Raw genomic sequence first — 20,946 nt, 5'->3', positions numbered from 1 at the left:
ACCCCGACCCTCCCCACGATCCCCGTAGGCCCCTCCGTCCGCACCGTCCGCGGCACCTGCCCGAGCCCGTTCGGCGAGCTGCTGCTGACCGGCGTGGAGTCCGGCGGCGGGTTCGCCCTCACCTCGCTGTCCCTGCCGGGGCCGCCCGGAGCGCCGGCCGTCCCTGAGCCGGACCCTGACGAGCGGGCGTTCGCCGAGGCGCGGCGCGAGCTGGACGCCTACTTCGCGGGCCGCCTGACCCGCTTCTCACTGCCGCTCGCGCCCGCGGGCACTCCCTTCCAGCTCCGCGTGTGGCAGACGCTGGAGGACGTCCCGTACGGCACCACGACCAGCTACGGCGAACTGGCCGCACGGCTGGGCGTGTCCCGGGCCGGGATGCGCGCGGTGGGCCGGGCGCTCGGCGCCAACCCGCTGCTGCTGGTGCGCCCCTGCCACCGGGTGATCGGGGCGGACGGGTCGCTGCGCGGGTACGCGGGCGGCGTGGAGCGCAAGGCGTGGCTGCTCACGCACGAGGGCGCGCTGCCGCCCGCCCTGGTATGAGGGAGGAGCGGTCATGGAGTTCACCGGGGCCGAGGCCGAACGGCGAGTCGCCCGCACCGACTGGTCCGCGCTCGCGGCCGGGCTGGACGAGCACGGCAGCGCGCCCACGGGCCCGCTGCTGACCGGGCGGGAGTGCGCCCGCCTGGCCGCCCTCTACGACGAGCCGGAGCTGTTCCGCACCACCGTCGACCTGGGCAGGCACCGGTTCGGCTCCGGCGAGTACCGCTACTTCACGCACGACCTGCCCGCCCCCGTGGCCGCCTTGCGCGCCGCCCTGTACCCGCGTCTGCTGCTCGTCGCCCGCACCTGGGCGGCCCGGCTCGACCGGCCGGCGCCCTGGCCCGACTCGCTGACCGAGTGGCTGGAGCGCTGCCACGCCGGCGGACAGGACCGGTCGGCGCAGATCCTGCTCCGCTACGGCCCGGGCGACTGGAACGCCCTGCACCGGGACGTCTTCGGGGAACTGGTGTTCCCGCTCCAGGTGGTGATCGCCCTGGACGCGTACGGCACCGACTACACCGGCGGCGAGTTCCTGATGGTCGAACAGCGGCCGCGCGCCCAGTCCCGGGGGACCGCGACCGCCCTGGAACAGGGGCACGGGCTGGTCTTCACGACCCGCGACCGCCCCGTGCGCTCGCGGCGCGGCTGGTCGGCCGGGGCGACGCGGCACGGGGTGAGCACCGTGCGCTCGGGTCGCAGGCGCACCCTGGGGCTGGTCTTCCACGACGCCGCCTGACGCCGTGCGGGACCCGGCTCCCCCGACGCCCGACACCCTCAGACGCGCCGCAGCAGGTCCCTCACATACCCGAGCAAAACGTGTCTTATTTCATTCATGCACACACCTTCGCGGCGTACCCTGCTCCGTGCCCCGCTCGCTGCCGCGGGCGCGGGATTCCTGGCTGCCTGCACCGACTCCGGTCCCCGCACCCGCTCCGGCCCCGAGGGGTCGGCGGCCGCAGAGGGGGACTTCGTGCCCTCGGGGCCCAAGGGATATGTCGACCCGTCGGGTCCGGAGGTCCGTGCCGCCGAGCGCAAGCGCGGCTCCGGGCCGGTGCGCATGCTCAGGTTGACCGCCGCCGAGACCACGCTGGACCTGGGCGGCCGGCACGTGCACAGCTGGGCGTACCACGACACGGTGCCCGGACCGCTGGTGCGGGTGACCGCCGGTGACGTCCTCAGTCTCACCCTCGCCAACCGGCTGCCGGCCACCACCACGCTGCACTCCCACGGCGTCCGGATGCGCTGCGACATGGACGGCGTGCCGGACCTGACCCAGCGGGCCATCGCCCCGGGCGCGGACTTCACCTACCGGTTCACCGTCACCCACCCGGGGACCTACTTCCTGCACTCGCACGTCGGGCTCCAGCCCGACCGCGGTCTGTACGCCCCGCTGATCGTCGACGACCCCAGGGAGCCCCTGTCCTACGACAAGGAGTGGATCGTCCTGCTCGACGACTGGGTCGACGGGGTGGACGGCTCCACCCCCGACCAGGTGCTCGCGCAGCTCCTGCCGAAGGGCATGAAAATGGGCGGCATGGCCATGGGGTCCGAGGGCAGCCCGGCGCCGCACGCATCGGCCGGACCGCACACGCCGTCCGCCCACGCGTCCGCCCACGCGTCCGCCCACTCCGCTGCCTCGCACCGGTCCTCCGGCCCCAACCGGGTGCTGCACTCCTCGCGCAGCCGTCTGCTGCGCGGCGAGGCCGGCAGTGTCGACTACCCGCTCTACCTCGCCAACGGCCGGGTGCCCACGCAGCCCTCGACGTTCCGCTGCCGCCCGGGCGACCGCATCCGGCTGCGCATCATCAACGCCGGTTCGGAGACCGCCTTCCGGGTCGCGCTGGACGGCCACCGCATGACCGTCACGCACACCGACGGCTACCCGGTGCGGCACACCTCGACCGACGCCCTGCTCATCGGCATGGCCGAGCGCTACGACGTCCTGGTCACCGCCAAGGACGGCGTCTTCCCGCTCGTCGCGCTCGCCGAGGGCAAGCGCGGCCAGGCCCTCGCCGTCCTGCGCACGGACAAGGGGAAGACGGTTCCCCCCGCCGACATCCGCCCGGACGAGCTCGACGGGGAGATCGTCCCGGCCCGCCGGCTCGAACCGGACGAGTCCGTGGTCCTGGCGGACCGCGAGCCCGACCGCGAGATGCGCATCAAGAGCACGGGCAGCATGGGGAAGTACGACTGGGCCTTCGACCACCAGCCCTACTCACCGCGCATGCGCCACCCCGTCCGCGCGGGCGAGCGGGTGCGGCTCACCCTCATCAACGCCACCGACATGTGGCACCCCCTGCACCTGCACGGCCACACGTTCGCCATGACCGGCCTGGACGCCGTCGGCGCGCGCAAGGACACCGCCATCGTCCTGCCCCACCGCAAGCTGGTGGTGGAGTTCGACGCCGACAACCCCGGCCTCTGGATGCTCCACTGCCACAACCAGTACCACTCGGAGAGCGGCATGATGACCATCCTCGGCTACCGCACCTGATCCCACGCCCCCGTGTGTCAGCGGCTCTGGTCCGCCACGAAGGAGGCCATCCAGGCCAGCGCCGCGTTCCAGTTGACGGCCGTCTCGTCGGTGGACCAGGACTGGATGTCGTCGATGTAGCAGAACTGGCCCGTGCAGCCCTTCAGTCTGCTCTGCGCGTACGGGTCCTGGATGCCCGAGTTGGGGCCTCCGGCCAGGGTGCCCGCCGGCGGGTCCGGCAGGCGCGGGTCGAGTTCGCGGGCGTACCAGCGGCTGTGCTGGTGGTGCGCGGCGACCTCGCCGTAGCCGGTGACGTACGAGATGTTCAGCGCGTTGCGGCCGAGGAGGTAGTCCATGGCACCGACCGCGGCGCCCCGGTACTTCGCCGCGCCCGTGAGGTCGTAGGCGGTCGCGATGACATGGGCGTTGTTGAGGACCTGGGCGTTGGAGCCCCAGTCGTAGAGGTTGCCGTCGGGTGCGTAGGGCATGCCGTAGGGCTGGGACCGGGCGGTCGCCAGGTAGCGGTCGGCGGCCTCGGTCACCGAGCGGCGCACGCGGTCCCGGCCGGGCAGGTGGTTCGGCACGGTGGCGAGGTCGAGACGGCCGGCGGCGGCCGTGCGGCTCCAGTCGAAGCCGAGGGGGCCGAAGATGTCGGCGTCGTGGACGGGCGAGTCGAGCACCGCGTCCGCGAACCGGCGCTCCCCGGTGGTCAGATACAGCTCCGCCGCCGCCCAGTAGAACTCGTCCGAGGCGTTGTCGTCGGGGTAGGCGCCGCCGCCGGTGCCGTCGTCCGGGTCCTGGTACACCGCGGGGTGGGCGAGGGCGGCCCGCCACGCCTTGCGGGCGGCGGTGAGCGCCTGGGCCGCGAACGCCGGGTCGTAGGGGCGGTAGAGGCGGGCCGCCTGCGCGGCCGTGGCCGCCAGGTTCAGTGTGGCCTGGGTGGTCGGGGCGTGCAGTTCGCGCTTCTGGGGGTCGTCACCGGGCAGCAGCGGCAGCCCCGTCCACTGGGCGTCGTGCACCTTGGCGTGGGCCATGCCGGCCAGCGGCTGCCCGTCGGGCACCTGCATGCGCAGCAGGAACTCCAGTTCCCAGCGGGCCTCGTCGAGCACGTCCGGCACCTTGTTGCCGCTCTCGGGGATGTGCAGGCTGCCGTCGCCGAGCCGCCGGGGCTGCCCGGTGCGGGCCCACAGGGAGCGCTCGTAGGTGCTCAGCAATTCCCAGGTGGAGATGCCCCCGTTGACGACGTACTTGCCGTGGTCGCCGGCGTCGTACCAGCCGCCCGTGACGTCCAGCGTGTAGTCGCACTCACCGGGCCGGCAGGGCACGTCGAAGTCGCCCTGGTTGGGTGCCGTGTTCAGGTGTCCGGCGGCCCTGCCGTAGCCGGGGCGCAGGTCGTCGCGGATCGCGATGCCGCTGCGCTGCGTGTAGTAGTACTTCAGCGAGTCGAGCCGCAGCCGCTCGTAGGCGTCGCCGCCGATGTCGAACGGGCGGCTCGTCTCACCGTCGGCGACCAGGGTGAAGCCCTCACCGCGCCCGCGGAAGGCGCCGAAGTCGATCGTGTGGACGTTCTGCCCGGAGGAGACGTCCGTGCCGCGCGGCACGCTCCTGCCGCGGGCGACCGTGCGGCCGCCGGCGTCCCTGAGCCGCCAGGGCAGCGGCGAGGCGGCGGCGGTGACGAGGGTGGCGTCCTTCGGTCCGGCGGGCAGGTAGGCGACCTGGTTGACGCGGACCCGCGGCCCGGTGTCGGGCTCGTACACCTCGGGCGGGACCCCGCCGAGCAGCGACACGTCGTCCAGGCACAGCCGCCAGGCGTCCGGGGAGCCGCCCGCCTGGAAGGCGACCTGCGCCAGGGCGGTGTCGACGGGCGAGGTGAAGGTGTACGTGTAGGCGCCGCCGGTGGCCTCCAGCTGGGGAGAGGCCTCGTACCAGGTGTCGTACGGGGACACCTGGAGCCCGACGATCGCGCGCACCGGGTGCCCCGCCGGCACCCCGGACGCCTTGAAGGAGAAGCGGTACGACTCCCCCTTGACCAGGGTGACGTCGTTCTGCCCGACGGCGGCGTCCCAGCGGTTCCCGGTGCCGCCGGGCACGTCCGCGCACAGCTGTCCGCCGGACACGGCCGCGGTGACGCCGGGGGTGGTCCACCACGGGTCGGTGCCGGTGTCGAAGGTGCCGTTCCTGATCTGTTCGGTCTCCTCGGCGCCGGCCTGGGCGGCCGGCAGCGCGGTGAGGGCCGAGGCCAGCAGGGCGGTGAGGGCGAGCAGGGCGGCGCTGCGTCGTTTCACGTCTGGGCTCCTCGGACGGAGGTGCGGGTGGCGCTCCCCTCGCGGTGGGAGCGCTCCCAGATGCGGGCGCCACCATGCTTGTTGCAGCCATGACATCCGTCAACCGTCCGGACGGGGAGACACCCGATCCGCTTGTCCGGCGCGGGCACCGCACACCCGCAAGTGATCGCGCCCGAGAACATTCTGACGGTCCGCCACCCGGTCTCGGCGCCGGCCGTGGCCGCTGACCAGCCACGTCCGTCACATCGGCCGAAACTCCCCCTTGACGACCCGTGGCGGCTCGGCCGGTTCACCCGGGGACGCGGTCCGGCAACCCGCGCGACGCACTACCCTGGAAGCCAGGTGATGCCACCTGTTCACTGTGAGTGTGCGCTTGGGAGCGGCGACGAATGAGCCGGGTCTATCCCTTCGACGATGCGGCGACGGCCCGGGCTGTGATCGGCGCCGACGGAACGCTGGTGGAGTGGAACGAGGGCGCGCGGCGGCTGCTCGGCCACCCCGCCGACGCCGTCCTGGGCCGCCCGGCCGCCCGGCTGCTGGCCGCGGACGGGACACCGGCCGCCCCCGGCGGCCCACGCTGGGCCGGCACGGTCGGATTGCGCCACCGGGACGGCCGTACGGTCCCCGTGCGGCTGCTCGCCCACCACCGGCCGCCGCGTGACGGACGCGGCGGCGACTGGCTCGTGGTCAGCCCGCTCACCGGACGGGACCCCGGCTCCCCGGACGATCCGCTCGGCCGCGCGGGCCTGGTCCAGTCGCCGTGCGCCCTGTCCTTGTTCGACGAGGCACTGCGGCTGCGACTGATGAACGACGCCATGGCGGAGGTCATCGGCCTGCCCGAGGAGTACCTGCGCGGCCTGCGGCTCTCGGAGATCGGCGGCAGGCCGCAGAGCGAGGAGCTGGAGCAGGGTCTGCTCCAGGTGCTCACCACCGGCCGGCCGCTGGACGTCGAGGCGTTCATGCGGTCCGGCGGCGAGGACCGGGCGCACGCCTGGTTGGCCCGCATGGCGCCGGTCACCGACGCCGCCGGCGTGGTGCGCGGGGTCTCCATGGCGGTCCACGACGTCACCGACAACCACCGGGCCCGGCAGCGGCTGCAGCTCGTCAACGAGGCGAGCGTGCGCATCGGCACCACCCTCGACGTCACCCGTACGGCACAGGAACTCGCGGACGTCTGCGTGCCCGCGCTCGCCGACTTCGTCACCATCGACCTGCTGGACCCCGAGGAGTACGGCGGTGAGCCCCCGGCCCGCATCACCGCACCGGTGAACCTGCGCCGGTTCGCGCACCAGTCGGTGCTCAGCGGCGTCCCCGAGGCGGTGGCCAAGCCCGGGCTGGTCGAGGTGCACCCGCCCTTCTCCCCGCAGGCCCACGCGCTGACCGCCGGCCGCACCATCCGGGTCCCGGTCACCGGGGGCGAGCTGGACGAGTGGCTGTCCTTCAACCCCGCCCGCGGCGACCGGGTGCGGGACTACGGCATCCACTCCTCCATGTCCGTGCCCATCCAGGCCCGCGGGCTGACCCTCGGGGTCGCGGTGCTCGCCCGGCACCGGAGCCCGGACCCGTTCACCGACGACGACATGCTGCTGGCCGAGGAGATCACCGCCCGGGCCGCCGTCTGCATCGACAACGCCCGCCGCTACTCCCGCGAGCGCGAGACCGCCCTCGCGCTGCAGCGCAGCCTGCTGCCCCGCTCCCTCCCCCGCACGGCCGCCCTCGAGGCGTCCTCCCGCTACCTCCCGGCGACCCGGGCGGGCGTGGGCGGCGACTGGTTCGACGTGATCCCGCTGTCCGGGATGCGGGTGGCGATGGTGGTGGGGGACGTCGTCGGGCACGGCATCCAGGCGTCGGCCACCATGGGCCGGCTGCGCACCGCCGTCCGCACCCTCGCCGACATCGACCTGGCCCCGGACGAGCTGCTCACCCACCTCGACGACCTGGTGGTGCGGCTGTCGGAGGAGTCCGGCGGCGACGGCAGCCCCGGCGAGGTGGGCGCCACCTGTCTGTACGCCGTCTACGACCCGGTGTCCCGGCGCTGCACGCTGGCCCGGGCCGGGCTGCCGCCGCCCGTGGTGCTGGAGCCGGGCGGCGTGCCCCGCCCGCTCGACCTGCCCGCCGGTCCCCCGCTGGGCCTGGGCGGCCTGCCCTTCGAGTCGGCCGACGTGGAGCTGGCCGAGGGCACCGTCCTCGCCCTGTACACGGACGGTCTGGTGCTGTCCCGGGAGCGCTCGGAGGATGCCGGGCGGGAGCCGCTGCTCCAGGCCCTCGGGGCGTACTCGGACTCGCTGGACGAGACCTGCGACCGCATCCTGCACGCGCTGCTGCCGCGGGGCGGTGCCCCCGACGACGTGGCGCTGCTGCTGGCCCGCACCCGGGGGCTGCCCGCCTCCCAGGTGGCGACCTGGGACATCCCCGCCGATCCCGCGCTGGTCGCGCCGATCCGCAAACAGGTGGTGGACCAGCTGGAGCGCTGGTCACTGACCGGGATCGCGTTCACGGCGGAGCTGGTGGTCAGCGAGCTGGTCACCAACGCCATCCGGTACGGCGCCCGCCCCATCCGGCTGCGGCTGATCCACGACGCGGCCACCCTGATCGTCGAGGTGTCCGACACCAGCCACACCGCCCCGCACCTCAGGCGGGCCAAGACCTTCGACGAGGGCGGCCGCGGGCTGCTGCTGGTCGCCCAGCTCACCCAGCGGTGGGGCAGCAGGCACACCGCCGAGGGCAAGACGATCTGGGCGGAGCTGGGCGTGCTGGAGGAGGATCAGTAACCCCGCAGCCAGGGCCGCACCTGTTTGCGGGCCTCGTGCAGCCGGGACTTGAGAGTGCCGAGCGGGATGCCGATCCGCTCGGCGACCTCGGCATAGTCCAGCTGGCAGACGTCCCGGTAGACCAGGGGCGCGACGAGGTGCGGATGCTCGCGCTCCAGCCGGTCCAGGGCCTCCAGCAGATCGATCCGCGAGCCGGCGATGACGCTGGTGGTGCGCGGGTCGGCGGCCTCGGCGGGGGCGACGGCGAGGGGCTGTTCGGCGGCCCGCCGCTTCAGCTCGCGGTACTTCTGCCGGCAGCAGTTGGCGACGACGGTGTACAGCCAGGTGCTGAAACGGCTGCGGCCCTCGAAGGCGGAGATGTGCCGGGCCACCTGGAGCAGCACGTCCTGGGCGGCCTCCTCGGCGTCCTCACGGCACGGCAGGAAGCGCCCGCAGCGGCGCACGATCTCGGGCCGCAGCTCCGCCAGCAGCCGGTCGAGAGCGGCCCCGTCGCCCGCGGCGGCGCGCCGGGCGAGTTCTTCGGCGGTCACCGGGTCCTGCACGTCGGGGTCCCCCTCGAAGTCGATCTCAGGGCAGGCATGATAGTCGTATGCACTCCCTGGAGCGGATCGGTCGCTACCGTCTCGAACGGCGCCTGGGCACCGGTGCCTTCGCCACGGTGTGGCTGGCCCACGACGACGAGCTGGACGCGCCGGTGGCGGTGAAGGTGCTCGCCGAGAACTGGGCACACCGGCTCGACATCCGGGAGCGCTTCCTGTCCGAGGCGAGGCTGCTGCGCCGGGCCGGCTCCAGCCGCGTGGTGCAGGTCTACGACATCGGCGAACTGCCGGACGGCAGGCCCTACTTCGTGATGCAGTACGCCGACGCCGGCACCCTCGCCGATCTGCTCGCGGCCGGTCCGCTGCCGGTGCCGCGGGCGCTGGCCCTGACCGCGCAGGCCGCGCGCGGGGCGGCCGCGCTGCACGAGGCGGGCATCGTGCACCGCGACATCAAGCCGACCAACGTGCTGCTGCACACCGCCCCGGACGGCGAACGGCTACTGCTCCTGGCCGACCTGGGCCTGGCCAAGAGCCTCGCGCAGGCCTCCGTGCTCACGCTCGCGGCCGGCTCGGCGGGCTACCAGCCGCCGGAGCAGGCGGAGCCCGGCGAGGGCATCGACGCGCGCGCCGACGTCTACAGCCTGGGCGCGGTCGGCTACGAGCTGGTCACCGGGTCCGTGCCGGGACCGCCGGGCAAGGTCGTGCCGCCCGGCCGGCTGCGGCCGGACCTGGGCGAGGACGCCGAGCGGGCGCTGCTGCGCGCCCTGGAGCCCGACCGGGAGCGGCGCTGGCCGACGGCGCAGGCCTTCGCGGACGAGCTGGACCGGCTGGCGGCGGCCTGCGGCACCCGGCCCGGCAGCCGGCTCGACGGTGTCCGGGGCCGGATCGGCACCGCGACGCTGGTCGTGGCCGGGGTGCTCGCCGCGGCGGTCGCCGCCGTGACGGTGACGGTGGTGCTGAACCGGCCCAGCGGCTCCGCCGGGGAGGTCACGGTGCGCGACGCCACCGGCCGGGTCGCGGTCCAGGTGCCCGCGGGCTGGGCCCGTGAGCTGCGCGACTCCGGCTGGGACCCGCACACGCTCGGGCTGGCGGCCGGGCACGAGCCGGGTCTGCTGGTCGCCGACCACGCGGCCCGCTGGTCCGACTGGGGGGCGGCGGTCGACGGCGTGTTCGTCGGGGTCGGCGGGCACGGTGACGTCACCGCCCGGGTGAACGCCCTCGCGCACTCCGGCTGTCACTACGCCGGCGGCCGCGCCTTCTCCGCCGGTGCCTGGCACGGCCGGGTGCGCACCTGGAACGACTGTGCCGACGGCGGTTCGGTGACCGAGTCCGCGCTCGGCCCGGCGGACGGCTCCGCCCGTCCGCAGGTGTACGTGCAGGTGCGCCAGCGGGGTGACGCGGACGCGACCGACGGCGTCCTGCGCTCCCTGCGGGTGACCTGACACTCCCCCCCTCCGAAGGCGTCGGCCGACGGTCAAGGTGGGAAAAGAACCCTGGGGAACCCGAACTTTTCCGGTGGCCCGCGCATCGAAGTCCGGTGACGGCGCACCCGGCGCCGCAGGCGCGCTTTCCACCGCGTGCCCTGACCATGCAGGAGTGTTGAGCGACATGGCGTACTCATCCCGGTCATCGCGGCGCGCGGCCCTGCTCGCGGGCGGGGTGGCCGTACTTGGCCTCCTGACCGCGTGCGGCGGCAACGACGCCCACAGCGGCCCGCAGAAGGTGTCGGGCACGGCCGGTCCGGCGACCGAGACCGCCAAGGACCCGGCACCCTCCTCCGCGTCCGCCGGCGCCGCCACCCCCGGTGGCTCCAAGTCGGGCTCGGCCCCGGCGGCGGCCACCTCCTCGGGAACCGGGACCGGGACGGGGACCGGCACCGGGACCGGGTCCAAGACGGCGGCCGGCGGCCGGTGCCACACCTCCGAGCTGCGCGCCTCGGTGGGACGCAACAACCCGGGCGCGGGCCAGGAGAACTTCCCCATGGTGCTGACCAACAAGTCGGCCCGTACCTGCACGCTGCACGGCTATCCGGGCGCCGCGTTCGTGAACGCCTCCGGCGGCCAGGTCGGCCCGGACCCCAAGCGTTCCTCGGGCTCGCCGGTCACGGTCACGCTGAAGCCCGGGCAGAGCGCGTGGGCCGGCCTGACCTTCTCCAACCCGGAGGTCAGCGGCGCGAACACGGCCACCCCGGCCGCGCTGCTGATCACCCCGCCGGACGAGCGGGACCAGCTCAAGGTGGCGTGGACGGCCGGCCCGGTCCCCGTCTCCGGGAACTCCTCGTCCGCCTTCCTGTCCGTCTTCGCCCCGGGCACCGGCGCCTGACCGACGCCCCGACGAACCCCGCCGTCCGCTCCCGGACCGCGGGGTTCGTCATGAACACATCCTGAATGTCACGGGACGGCAACACGTCCCGGCCGCCGCGATCTTTCCCGCGCGCCCGCGCATCGGACCCCCCGACCACATGGCGAACAGGCCCCCTCGGGGCCTCGACCAGGAAATCGGGGAAGAACATGAGCGGCATCTCACGCAGGCGCGTGCTGACGGCGGGGGCGGCTGCGGGCTCCCTCGGAGCCCTCTCCGCCTGCTCCTCCGGCCTCGGCCTCTCCGTCGGCGACAAGGACCCGAAGTACGCCCGGGGCACCGGGCAGGCACGCCCGGCGAAACCCCTCGGGGACGGTTCGACCGCCGACACGGGCAAGCAGCCGCACCAGCCGGTACCGGCGCGGCTGAAGCCGGGCCGGAAGCCGCCGCAGTTCGTGGTGTTCTCCTGGGACGGCGCCGGTGAGCTGAGCAACAGGCTGTTCTCCCGGTTCCGCCGGGTCGCCGCCGAACACGGCGCGAAGATGACGTTCTTCCTCAGCGGCATCTACACCCTCCCGGAGTCCCGGAAGCACCTCTACCGGCCGCCGCGGCACGCCGTCGGCGCCTCCGCCATCGGCTACCTCGCCGACCGGCACATCCACGCGACGCTGCAGCAGGTGCGGGCCGCCTGGCTGGAGGGCCACGAGATCGGCACCCACTTCAACGGGCACTTCTGCGGCGCGAACGGCGTGCGCGACTGGACACCCGCGGAGTGGCGCAGCGAGACGGAGCAGGCGATCCGCTTCGTCACCGAGTGGAAGACCAACACCGGCTTCACCGACCTCGAACCACTGCCCTTCGACTACCGCAGGGAACTGGCCGGCGGCCGCACCCCCTGCCTGGAGGGCCAGGCGGCCCTGCTGCCCACGGCCGCGGCACTCGGCTGGAAGTACGACGCCAGCTCCCCCGGCGGCCTGCAGATCTGGCCGGGCAAGGTGCAGGGCGGCCGGCTCTGGGACTTCCCGCTCCAGTCCATACCCTTCGCCGGCCACTCCTTCCAGGTGCTGTCGATGGACTACAACATGATGTTCAACCAGTCCGGCGGCAACCCGCTGGGCGACCGCACCCGGTACGACGCCTGGCGCGTCCAGGCCAGGGACACCTACCTGGCGGGGTTCCGGCGCGCGTACGAGGGCAACCGCGCCCCCTTCTTCGTCGGCAACCACTTCGAACGCTGGAACGGCGGCATCTACATGGACGCCGTCGAGGAGGCGATCGGCCGGATGGCCGAGTACGACGACGTGCGGTTCGTGTCCTTCAAGCAGCTGGTGGCCTGGCTGGAGGCCCAGGACGCAGGGGTGCTGCGCAAGCTGCGCACCCTGGCGCCCGGCCAGGCCCCGGCGGGCGGCTGGGACGAGTTCCTGGGCGTGGCGGGTACACGCGCGTCGTAGACCGTCCGCGGAAGTCTGTTTTCATGGGCGGATCACATGATCGAACCGGAGGAACCGCCCTGAACACCGCCCTCGCCGAGGCCCTCTCCGCGGTACTGCTGGCCGCCGTGCTCGCCTGGGCCGTCGTACGGCCCTTCGGCTGGCCGGAGGCGGTGCTGGCCGTCCCGGCCGCCGGCGTCGCCGTCGCCACCGGGGCGATCTCGCCGGCCCACGCCCAGGCCGAGGCGGTACGGCTCGGGCCGGTGGTCGGGTTCCTCGCGGCGGTGCTGGTGCTCGCCCACTTCTGCGACGTGGAGGGGCTGTTCCAGGCGTGCGGGGCGTGGACGGCGCGCTGGTCGGGGGGCCGTCCGGTGCGGCTGCTGACGGCGGTGTTCGCGCTGGCCTCGGCGATCACGGCGGTGCTCAGCCTGGACGCCACGGTGGTGCTGCTGACCCCGGTCGTCTTCGCGACGGCCGCGCGCACCGGCGTACGGCCGAAGCCGCACGTCTACGCCTGCACGCATCTGTCGAACACGGCGTCGCTGCTGCTGCCGGTGTCCAATCTGACGAACCTCCTCGCGTTCGCGGCGAGCGGGCTGAGCTTCACCCGGTTCGCGGCGCTGATGGGCCTGCCGTGGCTGGTGGCGATCGGCGCCGAGTACGTGGTGTTCCGGCGGTTCTTCGCCCGGGACCTGACCGCGGCCGCACCGGCGGGCGGCGGCCCCGGCGAGGCGCCGCCGCTGCCGCTGTTCGCGCTGGTGACCGTCGCCTGCACGCTGGCCGGGTTCGTGGTGGCCTCGGCGTTCGGGGTGGAACCGGCGTGGGTGGCGGCGGCCGGGGCGCTGGTGCTGGCCTGCCGGGCGCTGGTGCGGCGGCGGGCCACCCCGGCGGACGTGCTGCGGGCGGCGGCGCCCTCCTTCCTGGCGTTCGTCCTGGCCCTGGGCATCGTGGTGCGCGCGGTGGTCGACAACGGCCTCGCCGACGCGCTCGGGCACGTCCTGCCCGGCGGCACCGGCCTCCTGGCGCTGCTCGGGACCGCCGCGCTGGCCGCCGTGCTGGCGAACCTCATCAACAACCTGCCCGCGGTCCTGGTGCTGCTGCCGCTCGCCGCCCCCACGGGTCCCGGCGCGGTGCTCGCGGTGCTGCTCGGGGTGAACATCGGCCCGAACCTCACCTACGCGGGGTCGCTCGCCACACTGCTGTGGCGGCGGATCGTGCACCAGCACGAGCACGAGGTGGACCTCGGCGAGTTCACCCGGCTCGGTCTGCTCGCCGTGCCGTCGGCGCTGGCGCTGTCCGTGGTGGCACTGTGGGGGTCGCTGCGGATTCTCTGAGGGTTCTCACACACCGAGGGAGACCGACCGGATGCGCGTGATCGCCTGGCTCGTCGAGGGCACCTGGCCCGCTTGCGTGGACGCCGTACGCGCGCACGCCCCGCGGGACGCCGAGGTGGTGCTGCTGCACGTGACCGGTCCTGACGTGCCCGGGGTGGCGCACGGCGCGTTCGCCGGGCTGCTCGGCCGCGGCCATCCGGAGCGCGACCCGGGCGGCCGCCTCGAGGCGCTCTCCGGCGCTTCGGCGGCCGGCCTGCTGGACGCGGCGGCGGAGCGGCTGGGCCGGCCGTGCGCCCGCGAGGAGCGGGCGGGCCGGGTCGAGCGGGAGGTGGTGGCGGCGGCCGGCGGCGCCGATCTGCTGGTGCTGGCCCGGGACGGCGACCGCTCCCGGCTGGGACCGCGCAGCCTGGGCCCGGCCGTCCGGTTCGCCGTCGACCACGCGCCCTGCCCGGTGCTGCTGGTGTGGCCGGAGCCGGCGCCGGGCCTGGGCACGATCCCACCCCCGCCGCCGCACCACCCCTGAGGCCGCGGACGCGGCACCGCCAGGGCCTGTTGCGAGGCCGCTCTCGCGCCACGCCCCAGGCCGTGTCCTAGTGGTGGTGCCGTCCGCCGCCGTAGCCGCCGCCGCGCCCGTCGCAGAAGTACGGACGGACCGTGCAGAAGTCGGGCGTGGCGGTGGCCGTGGGGGTGGAGCCGGCCCGGCCGGGTGCCGGGGTGGGGGCCGTGGAGGCGGTCTTCGACATCTTGGGCGCGGCGGCCGCCGCCGAGGGGGACGCGGACGGCGGCGGGGCGTGGCCGGTGTCCCAGTCGACGATCTCCATCCGGAGGTCCGCCTTGGCCGCGTCGACGGTCCAGCGCTGGGCGGTGGCCGCGGCACGGTTCTTGAGGACGAGGGCGCCGGAGCCGTCGGTCGCGGCGGGCGTCAGCGCCAGGTCCTGGTCGGAGCGCGGGATCAGGGCGCCCTGGAGGGTGAAGTCGTAGCGGATGTCGCGGGCGGCCCCACCGGAGGCCGAGCAGGGGGCGAGCCGCACCGAGTAGCCGAGGTGGGAGTCCAGGCACAGCCCGGGGGCGGAGGAGTTGCGCAGCAGTCCGTCGGTCTCGTACGTCCACTGCTGGCTCGCCGTGGTGGAGCAGGTGGCCAGTTCGGTCTCGGCGCCCCTGACGGCCTTGCCGCCGACGACGCCCACGCACAGGCCCGAGGTGACGTTGCGCAGCCGGCCGCTCAGCGCGCCCTTGGCGGTCCCGCTCGCCCCGGCCCAGGACGGGCCGGGGGTCGCGGAGTCCTTGCCCGGTGTCCGGGACGGTGTGGCGGCGTGTGCGGGCGCGTCGCCGCCGCCCGCGCCGAGCACGGACCACAGCACCAGCGGAAGGACGACGAGGCCGCTGACCGCGACGACGGCCAGGGCGAGGTTGCGGCGGCGGGCACGGCGGGCGACCCGGTGCGCGAGCCGTCCACCGGCGGCGCGCGGACCGGTCCCCGTGGCCGCGGCGGTCCGGGTGGACCGGCCGGCGCCGGCCGCCCGGCTCCCCCGGCGGCGGGGTGCCGTACCCGCGCCCGGGGCTCCGGTGTCGGGCGCGGGGCCGCGGGCGGCGTCCCGCGGCCCGGTGGGAGCGGTGGTGGCGAACGGGTCGCCGGTGCGGGCGGCGGTTCGGCCGCGGACCACTCGGTGCGGGCCGCCCGGGACTCCAGGTAGGCGCGGGCGCCCCAGCCGAGGACGGCCTCGGCGAGCGCGAGCCCGAGTCCGGCGTTGAAGCGGTCGAGCTGGTCGGCGGTCTGCCGGCAGTGCCGGCAGCCGGCCAGGTGCCGTTGCAGGTCCGGGTCGATGTCGACACCGCCGCGCCGGTAGGTCACGTCCAGCATGCGCAGGTACTTCTGGCACTCGGCCTCGGGGGCGAGTTCGCGGTGGGCCTGGAGGCACTCCTCGCGCAACCGCTCGTGGGCGCGGCGCAGTTCGATCCGGGTCTCCTCCTCGTCCAGGCCCAGCAGCGCGGCCGGGACGGCGAGGGGCTCGGCCTCCACCTCGGTGTGCCACAGCACGGCGCGGGCGGCCTGGGGCAGCCGCTGGAAGGCGCGGGACAGCAGCCGCCGTCCGGGCGGCGGGAGCAGCCGGGCGGCCGCGCGTTCACCGCTGCCGGGCGCGGCCCGCAGGGCGGGGTGGAGGAGTTCCTGGCGGCCGTCGCCCTCCCACTCGGCGGCGATCCGGCGCACGGTGACCAGCAGGTGGGGCCGCCAGGCGGCGGACGGGCCCGCCTGCCGCAGGGACTCGCCGAACAGGCGGGTGAAGGCGGCGGTGGTGAGCATGCCGGCCGCGCGGGGTCCGTCGGTGCACAGCCGGGCGTAGGCGAAGGCGGCTTCCCAGTGCCGGTCCAGGAGTTCACCGACCGGGGACAGTGCGGGTGTCGCGCCGGTCCACTTCTTCAGCTCGGCGCTCAGTTCCTCGTCCGAGGCGTCGAACCGGCGGTTGCCTGGGGCGGACTCCGACGGGCCTGCGTCATTCACGGCTGCATTCCTTCGGCGCGACACGGAAATAAGTCCAGACCAAGGGGGGTAGGGATGTCCCGGCATCTCGGACGTCCGCCTGGGCAGCTCTTTTGAAGCGTGGGGGGCGTACGGGAGCGGCCTGGTGCATGCAGCGGAAAATGTAATTGTCCGCACGCCGACAGCGCATACTTTTGCACAGCACGGCGCCAAGGAACAAGAGATCTCCCGGCCCGGGACTTTGACTTCATGGGGCGGGTCTTTTGACATTCTGTCAATGCAAGCTTTTGACGCGGAAAAACGACTTGGATTTCGAACAAGCGCGCCGGTCCGTGCGGCACCGCGTCCGCGCCGCACGGACCGGACGGCCGTCAGTGGCCGCTGATCGCGCGCGGGGTGTAGGGCTGCTCCAATTCCTCCCGCTCCTTGTCGCTCAGTTCCAGTTCCACGGCGGCCACCGCGTCCTCGATGTGTCCCGGCCTGGACGCGCCGACGATCGGCGCGGCCACCGTGTCCCGGTGCAGCAGCCACGCCAGGGCCACCTGGGCGCGCGGCACACCGCGGTCCCCGGCGATCCGGGTGACGGCCTCCACGATCGAGCGGTCGCTCTCCAGGTAGAGGCGGCCGCCGAAGGCGTCGCCCGCGCTGCGCTCGGTGACCGTGCCCCACTCGCGGGTGAGCCGGCCCCGGGCCAGCGGGCTCCACGGCAGGGTGCTCACACCCTGGTCCGCACAGAGCGGCAGCATCTCCCGCTCCTCCTCGCGGTAGAGCAGGTTGTAGTGGTTCTGCATGGACACGAACCGGGTCCAGCCATGCAGGTCGGCCGTGTACTGCGCCTTGGAGAACTCCCACGCGTACATCGAACTCGCCCCGATGTAGCGCACCTTGCCCGCCTTGACCAGGTCGTGCAGCGCCTCCATCGTCTCCTCGACGGGGGTCTCGTGGTCGTAGCGGTGGATCTGGTAGAGGTCGACGTAGTCGGTGCCGAGGCGGCGCAGGCTGTGGTCGATCTCGGTCATGATCGCCTTGCGGGACAGGCCGCCGCCGTTCGGGCCCGGCCGCATCCGGCCGTGCACCTTGGTGGCCAGCACGATCTCGTCGCGGTTCGCGAAATCGCGCAGGGCCTTGCCGACGATCTCCTCGCTGGTGCCGTCGGAGTACACGTTGGCCGTGTCGAAGAAGTTGATGCCCGCCTCCAGCGCCTGCCGGACGAGCGGACGGGACGCCTCCTCGTCGAGCGTCCACTCGTGCGTGCCGCGGCCGGGCAGTCCGTACGTCATGCAGCCCAGACAGATCCGCGAGACGTCCAGGCCGGTCGAACCGAGCTTCACGTACTGCATCGTTGCTGCTCCTGCCTTCAGGGGCGATGGTCTCCCAGGAGCGTACGTCGCGCCCCTGCGCCGACTTGACCGCGACCGGGCACGGCCGATTGGATCGTGGGACGTGCCGCGCCGCCCGGCGGGGGCAGGACGGAGCGGACGTGGCCAGGCAGGGAACGCGCGCACCCGGGGGTGCCCCGGCCCGAAGTCCCCGTGCCGGCAACGCCGGAGCCGGTCTGCTCGCCCTGGCGCTCACCGTGACCGCGCCGGCCGGCTGCGGGGCCGGAGGCAGCGGGGAGACATCCGCGAAGGCGCCCGCGAAGGCCGCCGCCGTACGGCTGCCGCCGCGCCACGCCGGTTTCGACTACCAGATCGGCGGCGCCTACCCGCCGCCCGCCGGGGTCCGTGTCGTCAGCCGTGACCGGTCCGCCGCCCCGGCGCCCGGCCTGTACAACATCTGCTACGTCAACGCCTTCCAGGTCCAGCCGCAGGAGCGCTCCTCCTGGCCCGCCGACCTGCTGCTGCGCGACGCGCACGGCGAGGAGGTCGTCGACGAGGACTGGGACGAACCGCTGCTCGACCTGCGCACCCCGCAACGGCGCGAGCGGGTGGCCGAGCGGGTCGACAGGTGGATCGACGGCTGTGCGGAGAAGGGCTACGACGCCGTCGAGCCGGACAACTACGACAGCTACACCCGCTCCCGGCACCTACTCACGGCCGCCGACGCGACCGCGTTCATGCGCCTGCTCGTCCGGCACGCGCACGCCCGGCACCTGGCCGTGGGACAGAAGAACACCTCCGAACTGGCGGGCCGGCGGCGGGAGACCGGGCTGGACTTCGCCGTCGCGGAGGAGTGCGGGCAGTACGACGAGTGCGAGGTGTACGCGAAGGCGTTCGACGACCGGGTGGTGGACATCGAGTACACCGACAGCGGGCTGCGCAAGGCGCTGGCGCGCTGGGGCGGCCGGCTGAGCATCGTCCGCCGGGACGTGAACGTCTCCACGCCCGGCAGCCCGGGGTACGTCCGGCGGACCGGGTGAGCGCTCAGCGGGGCTCCAGCAGGTCCAGCGCGCTCACCCACGGGAACGCGGCCCGCCCACCCCGCGCGTCGGGCATCCCCGCGTACGGTTCGCCGAACCGGACGCCCATCCCGCGCAGGCGGAGCAGGCTCTCCTGGTAGGCGGGGTGGGCGGCCAGCGCGTCGGCCACGCAGGGCAGGACGGCGATCGGCACCCCCAGCCCGGCGGCCTCGCACAGAGTGCCGACGGCCAGCGTGTCGGCGAGTCCCGCCGCCCACTTGTTGACGGTGTTGAAGGTGGCCGGCGCCACCACGACGGCGTCCGGCGGCGGGAACGGCCGCGGGTCGGACGGGGAGCGCCACGCGGACCGCACCGGACGTCCCGTACGGGCCTCGACGGCCGCGCTGTCGAAGAAACCGCCCATGGCGACCGGCGTGGCGATCACCCCGACCTCCCAGTCCCGCTCCTGGGCGGCGGCGATGAGTTCGCCCACGCCGGCGGCGATGCCGGCCGCGCAGACGACGACGTAGAGGAAGGGCTTCTCGGCCGGTGCGGTCATCCGGGCACCCTACTGAAGCGGGAAGGACCGCCCCCGCTCGGCCTCGGGCCGGGGTCCGCGGATGCGCCGCTGCTCCTCCTCGATCCGGACGTCGTTGATGCTGGCCTCCCGCCGGCTCATCAGGCCGTGCTCGTCGAACTCCCACAGTTCGTTCCCGTACGAGCGCCACCACCGGCCATCGGTGTCCCTGGACTCGTACTGGAAGCGGACGGCGATCCGGTCGCCTTCGAAGGCCCACAAATCCTTGCGCAGCGCGTAGTCCAGTTCGCGGCCCCATTTGGCGGTGAGGAACTCGACGATCCCGGCGCGGCCGGTGACGAAGGTGTCGCGGTTGCGCCAGACCGAGTCCTCCGTGTAGGCGAGTGACACCTTGTGCGGGTCACGGGTGTTCCAGGCGTCCTCGGCGGCCTGGACCTTCTGCGCTGCGGTCTCCCGCGTGAAGGGCGGCAGGGGCGGCCGGTCGGTCATGGGGTGCTCCTCGGCTCGGACGACGGCGGAGAACGGGCGTGCTCCGCGGGGGCGGGCTGGTGCGACCCGCCGGCGGCGGGTGTCCGCCGGCCGCGCCGGAGCTCTCCGGGCGAGGACCGGCCGGCCGTCGGGGGCACCGCCGGTGGCCGCCGCGCACGGGCTTCCGTGCTTCGCGCCGCGGCGGCGTCCCGGCGAAGTCCCCGGTCCGGCGTCAGCCGGGTGCCGTCTCCGAGACGGTGATCGCGTGGACGGGGCAGGCGCGGGCCGCCTCGCGGACCATCGGGTCGCCGTCGCCGTCCTCGTGGCCGGGCAGGAGCGTGCTGTAGCCGTCGTCGTCCTGGGTGAACACGCGCGGTGCCGCCAGGGCGCACTGGCCCGCGCCGATGCAGACGTCCTTGTCGATGTCGATGTGCATGGGCTGAGCCTCTTACCAGGTCACGGGGAGTTCCAGCATCCCCTGGATCGTGTCGCCGGGTTTGAAGGGGATCTCGTCGGCGGGCGCGGCCAGGCGCAGGCCGGGCAGCCGCCGCAGGAGGGTACCGAGGGCGATCTCCAGTTCCGCGCGCGCCAGGTTCTGGCCGAGGCACTGGTGGATGCCGAAGCCGAAGGCCACGTGGTGGCGGGTGGAGCGGTGGAAGTCCAGCCGGTCGGGGTCCTCGTACTGGGACGCGTCGCGGTTGATGACGGAGGTCGAGAAGAGCACGCCCTCGCCGGCCCGGATCGTGGTGCCCGCGATCTCGATGTCCTCCAGGGCCACCCGCAGCAGGCCGTCCGCGATGGACAGCATCCGCATCAGCTCCTCGACGGCGGCGGGCAGCAGTGCCGGGTCCGCGCGCAGCTCGGCCAGCCGGTCGGGGTGCCGCAGCAGCGTGTAGGTGCCGAGGGAGATCATGTTGGCGGTCGTCTCGTGTCCGGCGACCAGCAGGATGACCGCCAGGGAGACCAGATCGGTCCGGTCCAGCTCCCCTGTGCGCAGCCGCTGGTGGACGAGGTCGTCGAGCACGCCGTCGACGGGCTCCCGCTGCCCGGCCTTGCGGTCGATCAGGTCGCCGAGGTAGCCCTCGAGCTGTGCCCGGGCCTCCTGGATGTCGTCGGCCGTGGGGCCGCGCAGCAGCCTGCGGGACTGCGCCTCGAAGAACTCGTGGTCGGCGTACGGCACCCCGAGCAGGTCGCAGATGACCATGGAGGGCACCGGCAGGGCGAAGGCCGAGACCAGTTCGGCAGGCGGGCCCTGCTCGATCATCGCGTCGAGCAGGTCGTCGACGATCCGCTGGATGGCCGGCCGCAGTTCGGTCGCGCGTTTGAGGGTGAACGACGGGACCATCATCCGCCGCTGGGTGCGGTGCTCGGGGTCGTCGAGGCCGAGCAGCGCGACCCGGCGGTCGCGGACGGCGGCGAAGCGTTCGGTGGGGGCGGGGAAGCCGGGGCG

19 protein-coding genes are annotated in these 20,946 nt (G+C 74.1%); 10 read left to right on the top strand and 9 right to left on the bottom strand.

Translation table 11 applies throughout. From position 1 onward, the window contains the following. The first annotated feature begins 18 nt into the window (after positions 1 to 18). The 3 genes from V7E45_RS25870 to V7E45_RS25860 all read left to right on the top strand — a co-directional run bounded on the left by V7E45_RS25870 (position 19) and on the right by V7E45_RS25860 (position 3,034). Positions 19 to 540 (top strand): methylated-DNA--[protein]-cysteine S-methyltransferase, encoded by a 522-nt coding sequence (locus V7E45_RS25870; protein ID WP_333776599.1) that lies wholly within the window; start codon positions 19 to 21, stop codon positions 538 to 540. Between the two features lie 13 nt (positions 541 to 553). Further along, complete coding sequence (locus V7E45_RS25865) at positions 554 to 1,276, top strand: 2OG-Fe(II) oxygenase (protein WP_333776597.1); 723 nt, start codon at positions 554 to 556, stop codon at positions 1,274 to 1,276. A gap of 96 nt (positions 1,277 to 1,372) precedes the next feature. Continuing rightward, positions 1,373 to 3,034 carry a multicopper oxidase family protein gene (locus V7E45_RS25860; RefSeq protein WP_333776596.1) on the top strand — a complete coding sequence of 554 codons (1,662 nt, stop codon included), beginning with the start codon at positions 1,373 to 1,375 and terminating at the stop codon, positions 3,032 to 3,034. A 17-nt stretch (positions 3,035 to 3,051) separates the two neighbouring features. Here the strand turns inward: V7E45_RS25860 and V7E45_RS25855 are convergent, their stop codons facing one another. Beyond that, the gene (locus tag V7E45_RS25855) at positions 3,052 to 5,298 is read right to left on the bottom strand and encodes a glycoside hydrolase family 9 protein (RefSeq protein WP_333776595.1); all 2,247 of its coding nucleotides are present in this window, start codon (positions 5,296 to 5,298) and stop codon (positions 3,052 to 3,054) included. 389 nt (positions 5,299 to 5,687) lie between these two features. Here V7E45_RS25855 and V7E45_RS25850 point away from each other — a divergent pair, with 389 nt between their 5' ends. Next, positions 5,688 to 8,069 carry a SpoIIE family protein phosphatase gene (locus V7E45_RS25850; protein ID WP_333776594.1) on the top strand — a complete coding sequence of 794 codons (2,382 nt, stop codon included), beginning with the start codon at positions 5,688 to 5,690 and terminating at the stop codon, positions 8,067 to 8,069. On the opposite strand, the gene V7E45_RS25845 is transcribed toward V7E45_RS25850, so the two are convergent. Then, positions 8,063 to 8,611, bottom strand: a complete 549-nt coding sequence (locus tag V7E45_RS25845; RefSeq protein ID WP_333776593.1) for an RNA polymerase sigma factor — start codon at positions 8,609 to 8,611, stop codon at positions 8,063 to 8,065. The two genes, V7E45_RS25850 and V7E45_RS25845, sit on opposite strands and share 7 nt — an antisense overlap. A 47-nt stretch (positions 8,612 to 8,658) precedes the next feature. On the opposite strand from V7E45_RS25845, the gene V7E45_RS25840 reads away from it, so the two are divergent. The 5 genes from V7E45_RS25840 to V7E45_RS25820 all read left to right on the top strand — a co-directional run bounded on the left by V7E45_RS25840 (position 8,659) and on the right by V7E45_RS25820 (position 14,196). Then, the gene (locus V7E45_RS25840) at positions 8,659 to 10,050 is read left to right on the top strand and encodes a serine/threonine-protein kinase (RefSeq protein WP_333776592.1); all 1,392 of its coding nucleotides are present in this window, start codon (positions 8,659 to 8,661) and stop codon (positions 10,048 to 10,050) included. 166 nt (positions 10,051 to 10,216) lie between these two features. After that, positions 10,217 to 10,930, top strand: coding sequence for a DUF4232 domain-containing protein (locus V7E45_RS25835; RefSeq protein ID WP_333776591.1), 714 nt, complete (start codon positions 10,217 to 10,219; stop codon positions 10,928 to 10,930). A 188-nt stretch (positions 10,931 to 11,118) separates the two neighbouring features. Further along, on the top strand, positions 11,119 to 12,360 hold the full coding sequence (locus V7E45_RS25830; RefSeq protein ID WP_333776590.1) for a hypothetical protein: 1,242 nt from the start codon (positions 11,119 to 11,121) through the stop codon (positions 12,358 to 12,360). A gap of 23 nt (positions 12,361 to 12,383) precedes the next feature. Further along, complete coding sequence (locus V7E45_RS25825) at positions 12,384 to 13,673, top strand: SLC13 family permease (protein WP_333776589.1); 1,290 nt, start codon at positions 12,384 to 12,386, stop codon at positions 13,671 to 13,673. 31 nt (positions 13,674 to 13,704) lie between these two features. Beyond that, a complete protein-coding gene (locus V7E45_RS25820) occupies positions 13,705 to 14,196 on the top strand; it encodes a universal stress protein (protein WP_333776588.1) in 492 nt (163 codons plus the stop codon). A 67-nt stretch (positions 14,197 to 14,263) separates the two neighbouring features. Here V7E45_RS25820 and V7E45_RS40680 read toward each other — a convergent pair whose 3' ends face one another. The 3 genes from V7E45_RS40680 to V7E45_RS25810 all read right to left on the bottom strand — a co-directional run bounded on the left by V7E45_RS40680 (position 14,264) and on the right by V7E45_RS25810 (position 17,492). Beyond that, on the bottom strand, positions 14,264 to 14,860 hold the full coding sequence (locus V7E45_RS40680; RefSeq protein ID WP_443056186.1) for an RICIN domain-containing protein: 597 nt from the start codon (positions 14,858 to 14,860) through the stop codon (positions 14,264 to 14,266). Between the two features lie 35 nt (positions 14,861 to 14,895). Continuing rightward, a complete protein-coding gene (locus V7E45_RS25815) occupies positions 14,896 to 16,173 on the bottom strand; it encodes an RNA polymerase sigma factor (protein ID WP_443056182.1) in 1,278 nt (425 codons plus the stop codon). A 350-nt stretch (positions 16,174 to 16,523) separates the two neighbouring features. Next, positions 16,524 to 17,492, bottom strand: a complete 969-nt coding sequence (locus tag V7E45_RS25810) for an aldo/keto reductase (RefSeq protein WP_333776587.1) — start codon at positions 17,490 to 17,492, stop codon at positions 16,524 to 16,526. A gap of 215 nt (positions 17,493 to 17,707) precedes the next feature. Here V7E45_RS25810 and V7E45_RS25805 point away from each other — a divergent pair, with 215 nt between their 5' ends. After that, positions 17,708 to 18,511: an endo alpha-1,4 polygalactosaminidase gene (locus tag V7E45_RS25805; RefSeq protein WP_333776598.1), complete on the top strand. Its 804-nt coding sequence runs from the start codon at positions 17,708 to 17,710 to the stop codon at positions 18,509 to 18,511. 4 nt (positions 18,512 to 18,515) lie between these two features. Here V7E45_RS25805 and V7E45_RS25800 read toward each other — a convergent pair whose 3' ends face one another. The 4 genes from V7E45_RS25800 to V7E45_RS25785 all read right to left on the bottom strand — a co-directional run. Continuing rightward, positions 18,516 to 19,049 carry a flavoprotein gene (locus V7E45_RS25800; RefSeq protein WP_333776586.1) on the bottom strand — a complete coding sequence of 178 codons (534 nt, stop codon included), beginning with the start codon at positions 19,047 to 19,049 and terminating at the stop codon, positions 18,516 to 18,518. 9 nt (positions 19,050 to 19,058) lie between these two features. Beyond that, positions 19,059 to 19,517, bottom strand: a complete 459-nt coding sequence (locus V7E45_RS25795; RefSeq protein ID WP_333776585.1) for a nuclear transport factor 2 family protein — start codon at positions 19,515 to 19,517, stop codon at positions 19,059 to 19,061. A 211-nt stretch (positions 19,518 to 19,728) separates the two neighbouring features. Beyond that, positions 19,729 to 19,932 (bottom strand): ferredoxin, encoded by a 204-nt coding sequence (locus V7E45_RS25790; RefSeq protein WP_333776584.1) that lies wholly within the window; start codon positions 19,930 to 19,932, stop codon positions 19,729 to 19,731. A 12-nt stretch (positions 19,933 to 19,944) separates the two neighbouring features. Next, positions 19,945 to 20,946 (bottom strand): cytochrome P450 (locus V7E45_RS25785; protein ID WP_333776583.1); only part of this gene is annotated, 1,002 nt, incomplete at its 5' end.

This window comes from Streptomyces sp. IBSBF 3136 (genome assembly GCF_036815105.1).
Classification (GTDB): domain Bacteria; phylum Actinomycetota; class Actinomycetes; order Streptomycetales; family Streptomycetaceae; genus Streptomyces.
The sequence above is the reverse complement of the archived record's forward strand: the minus strand, read 5'-3'. Positions and strand labels throughout refer to the sequence as shown.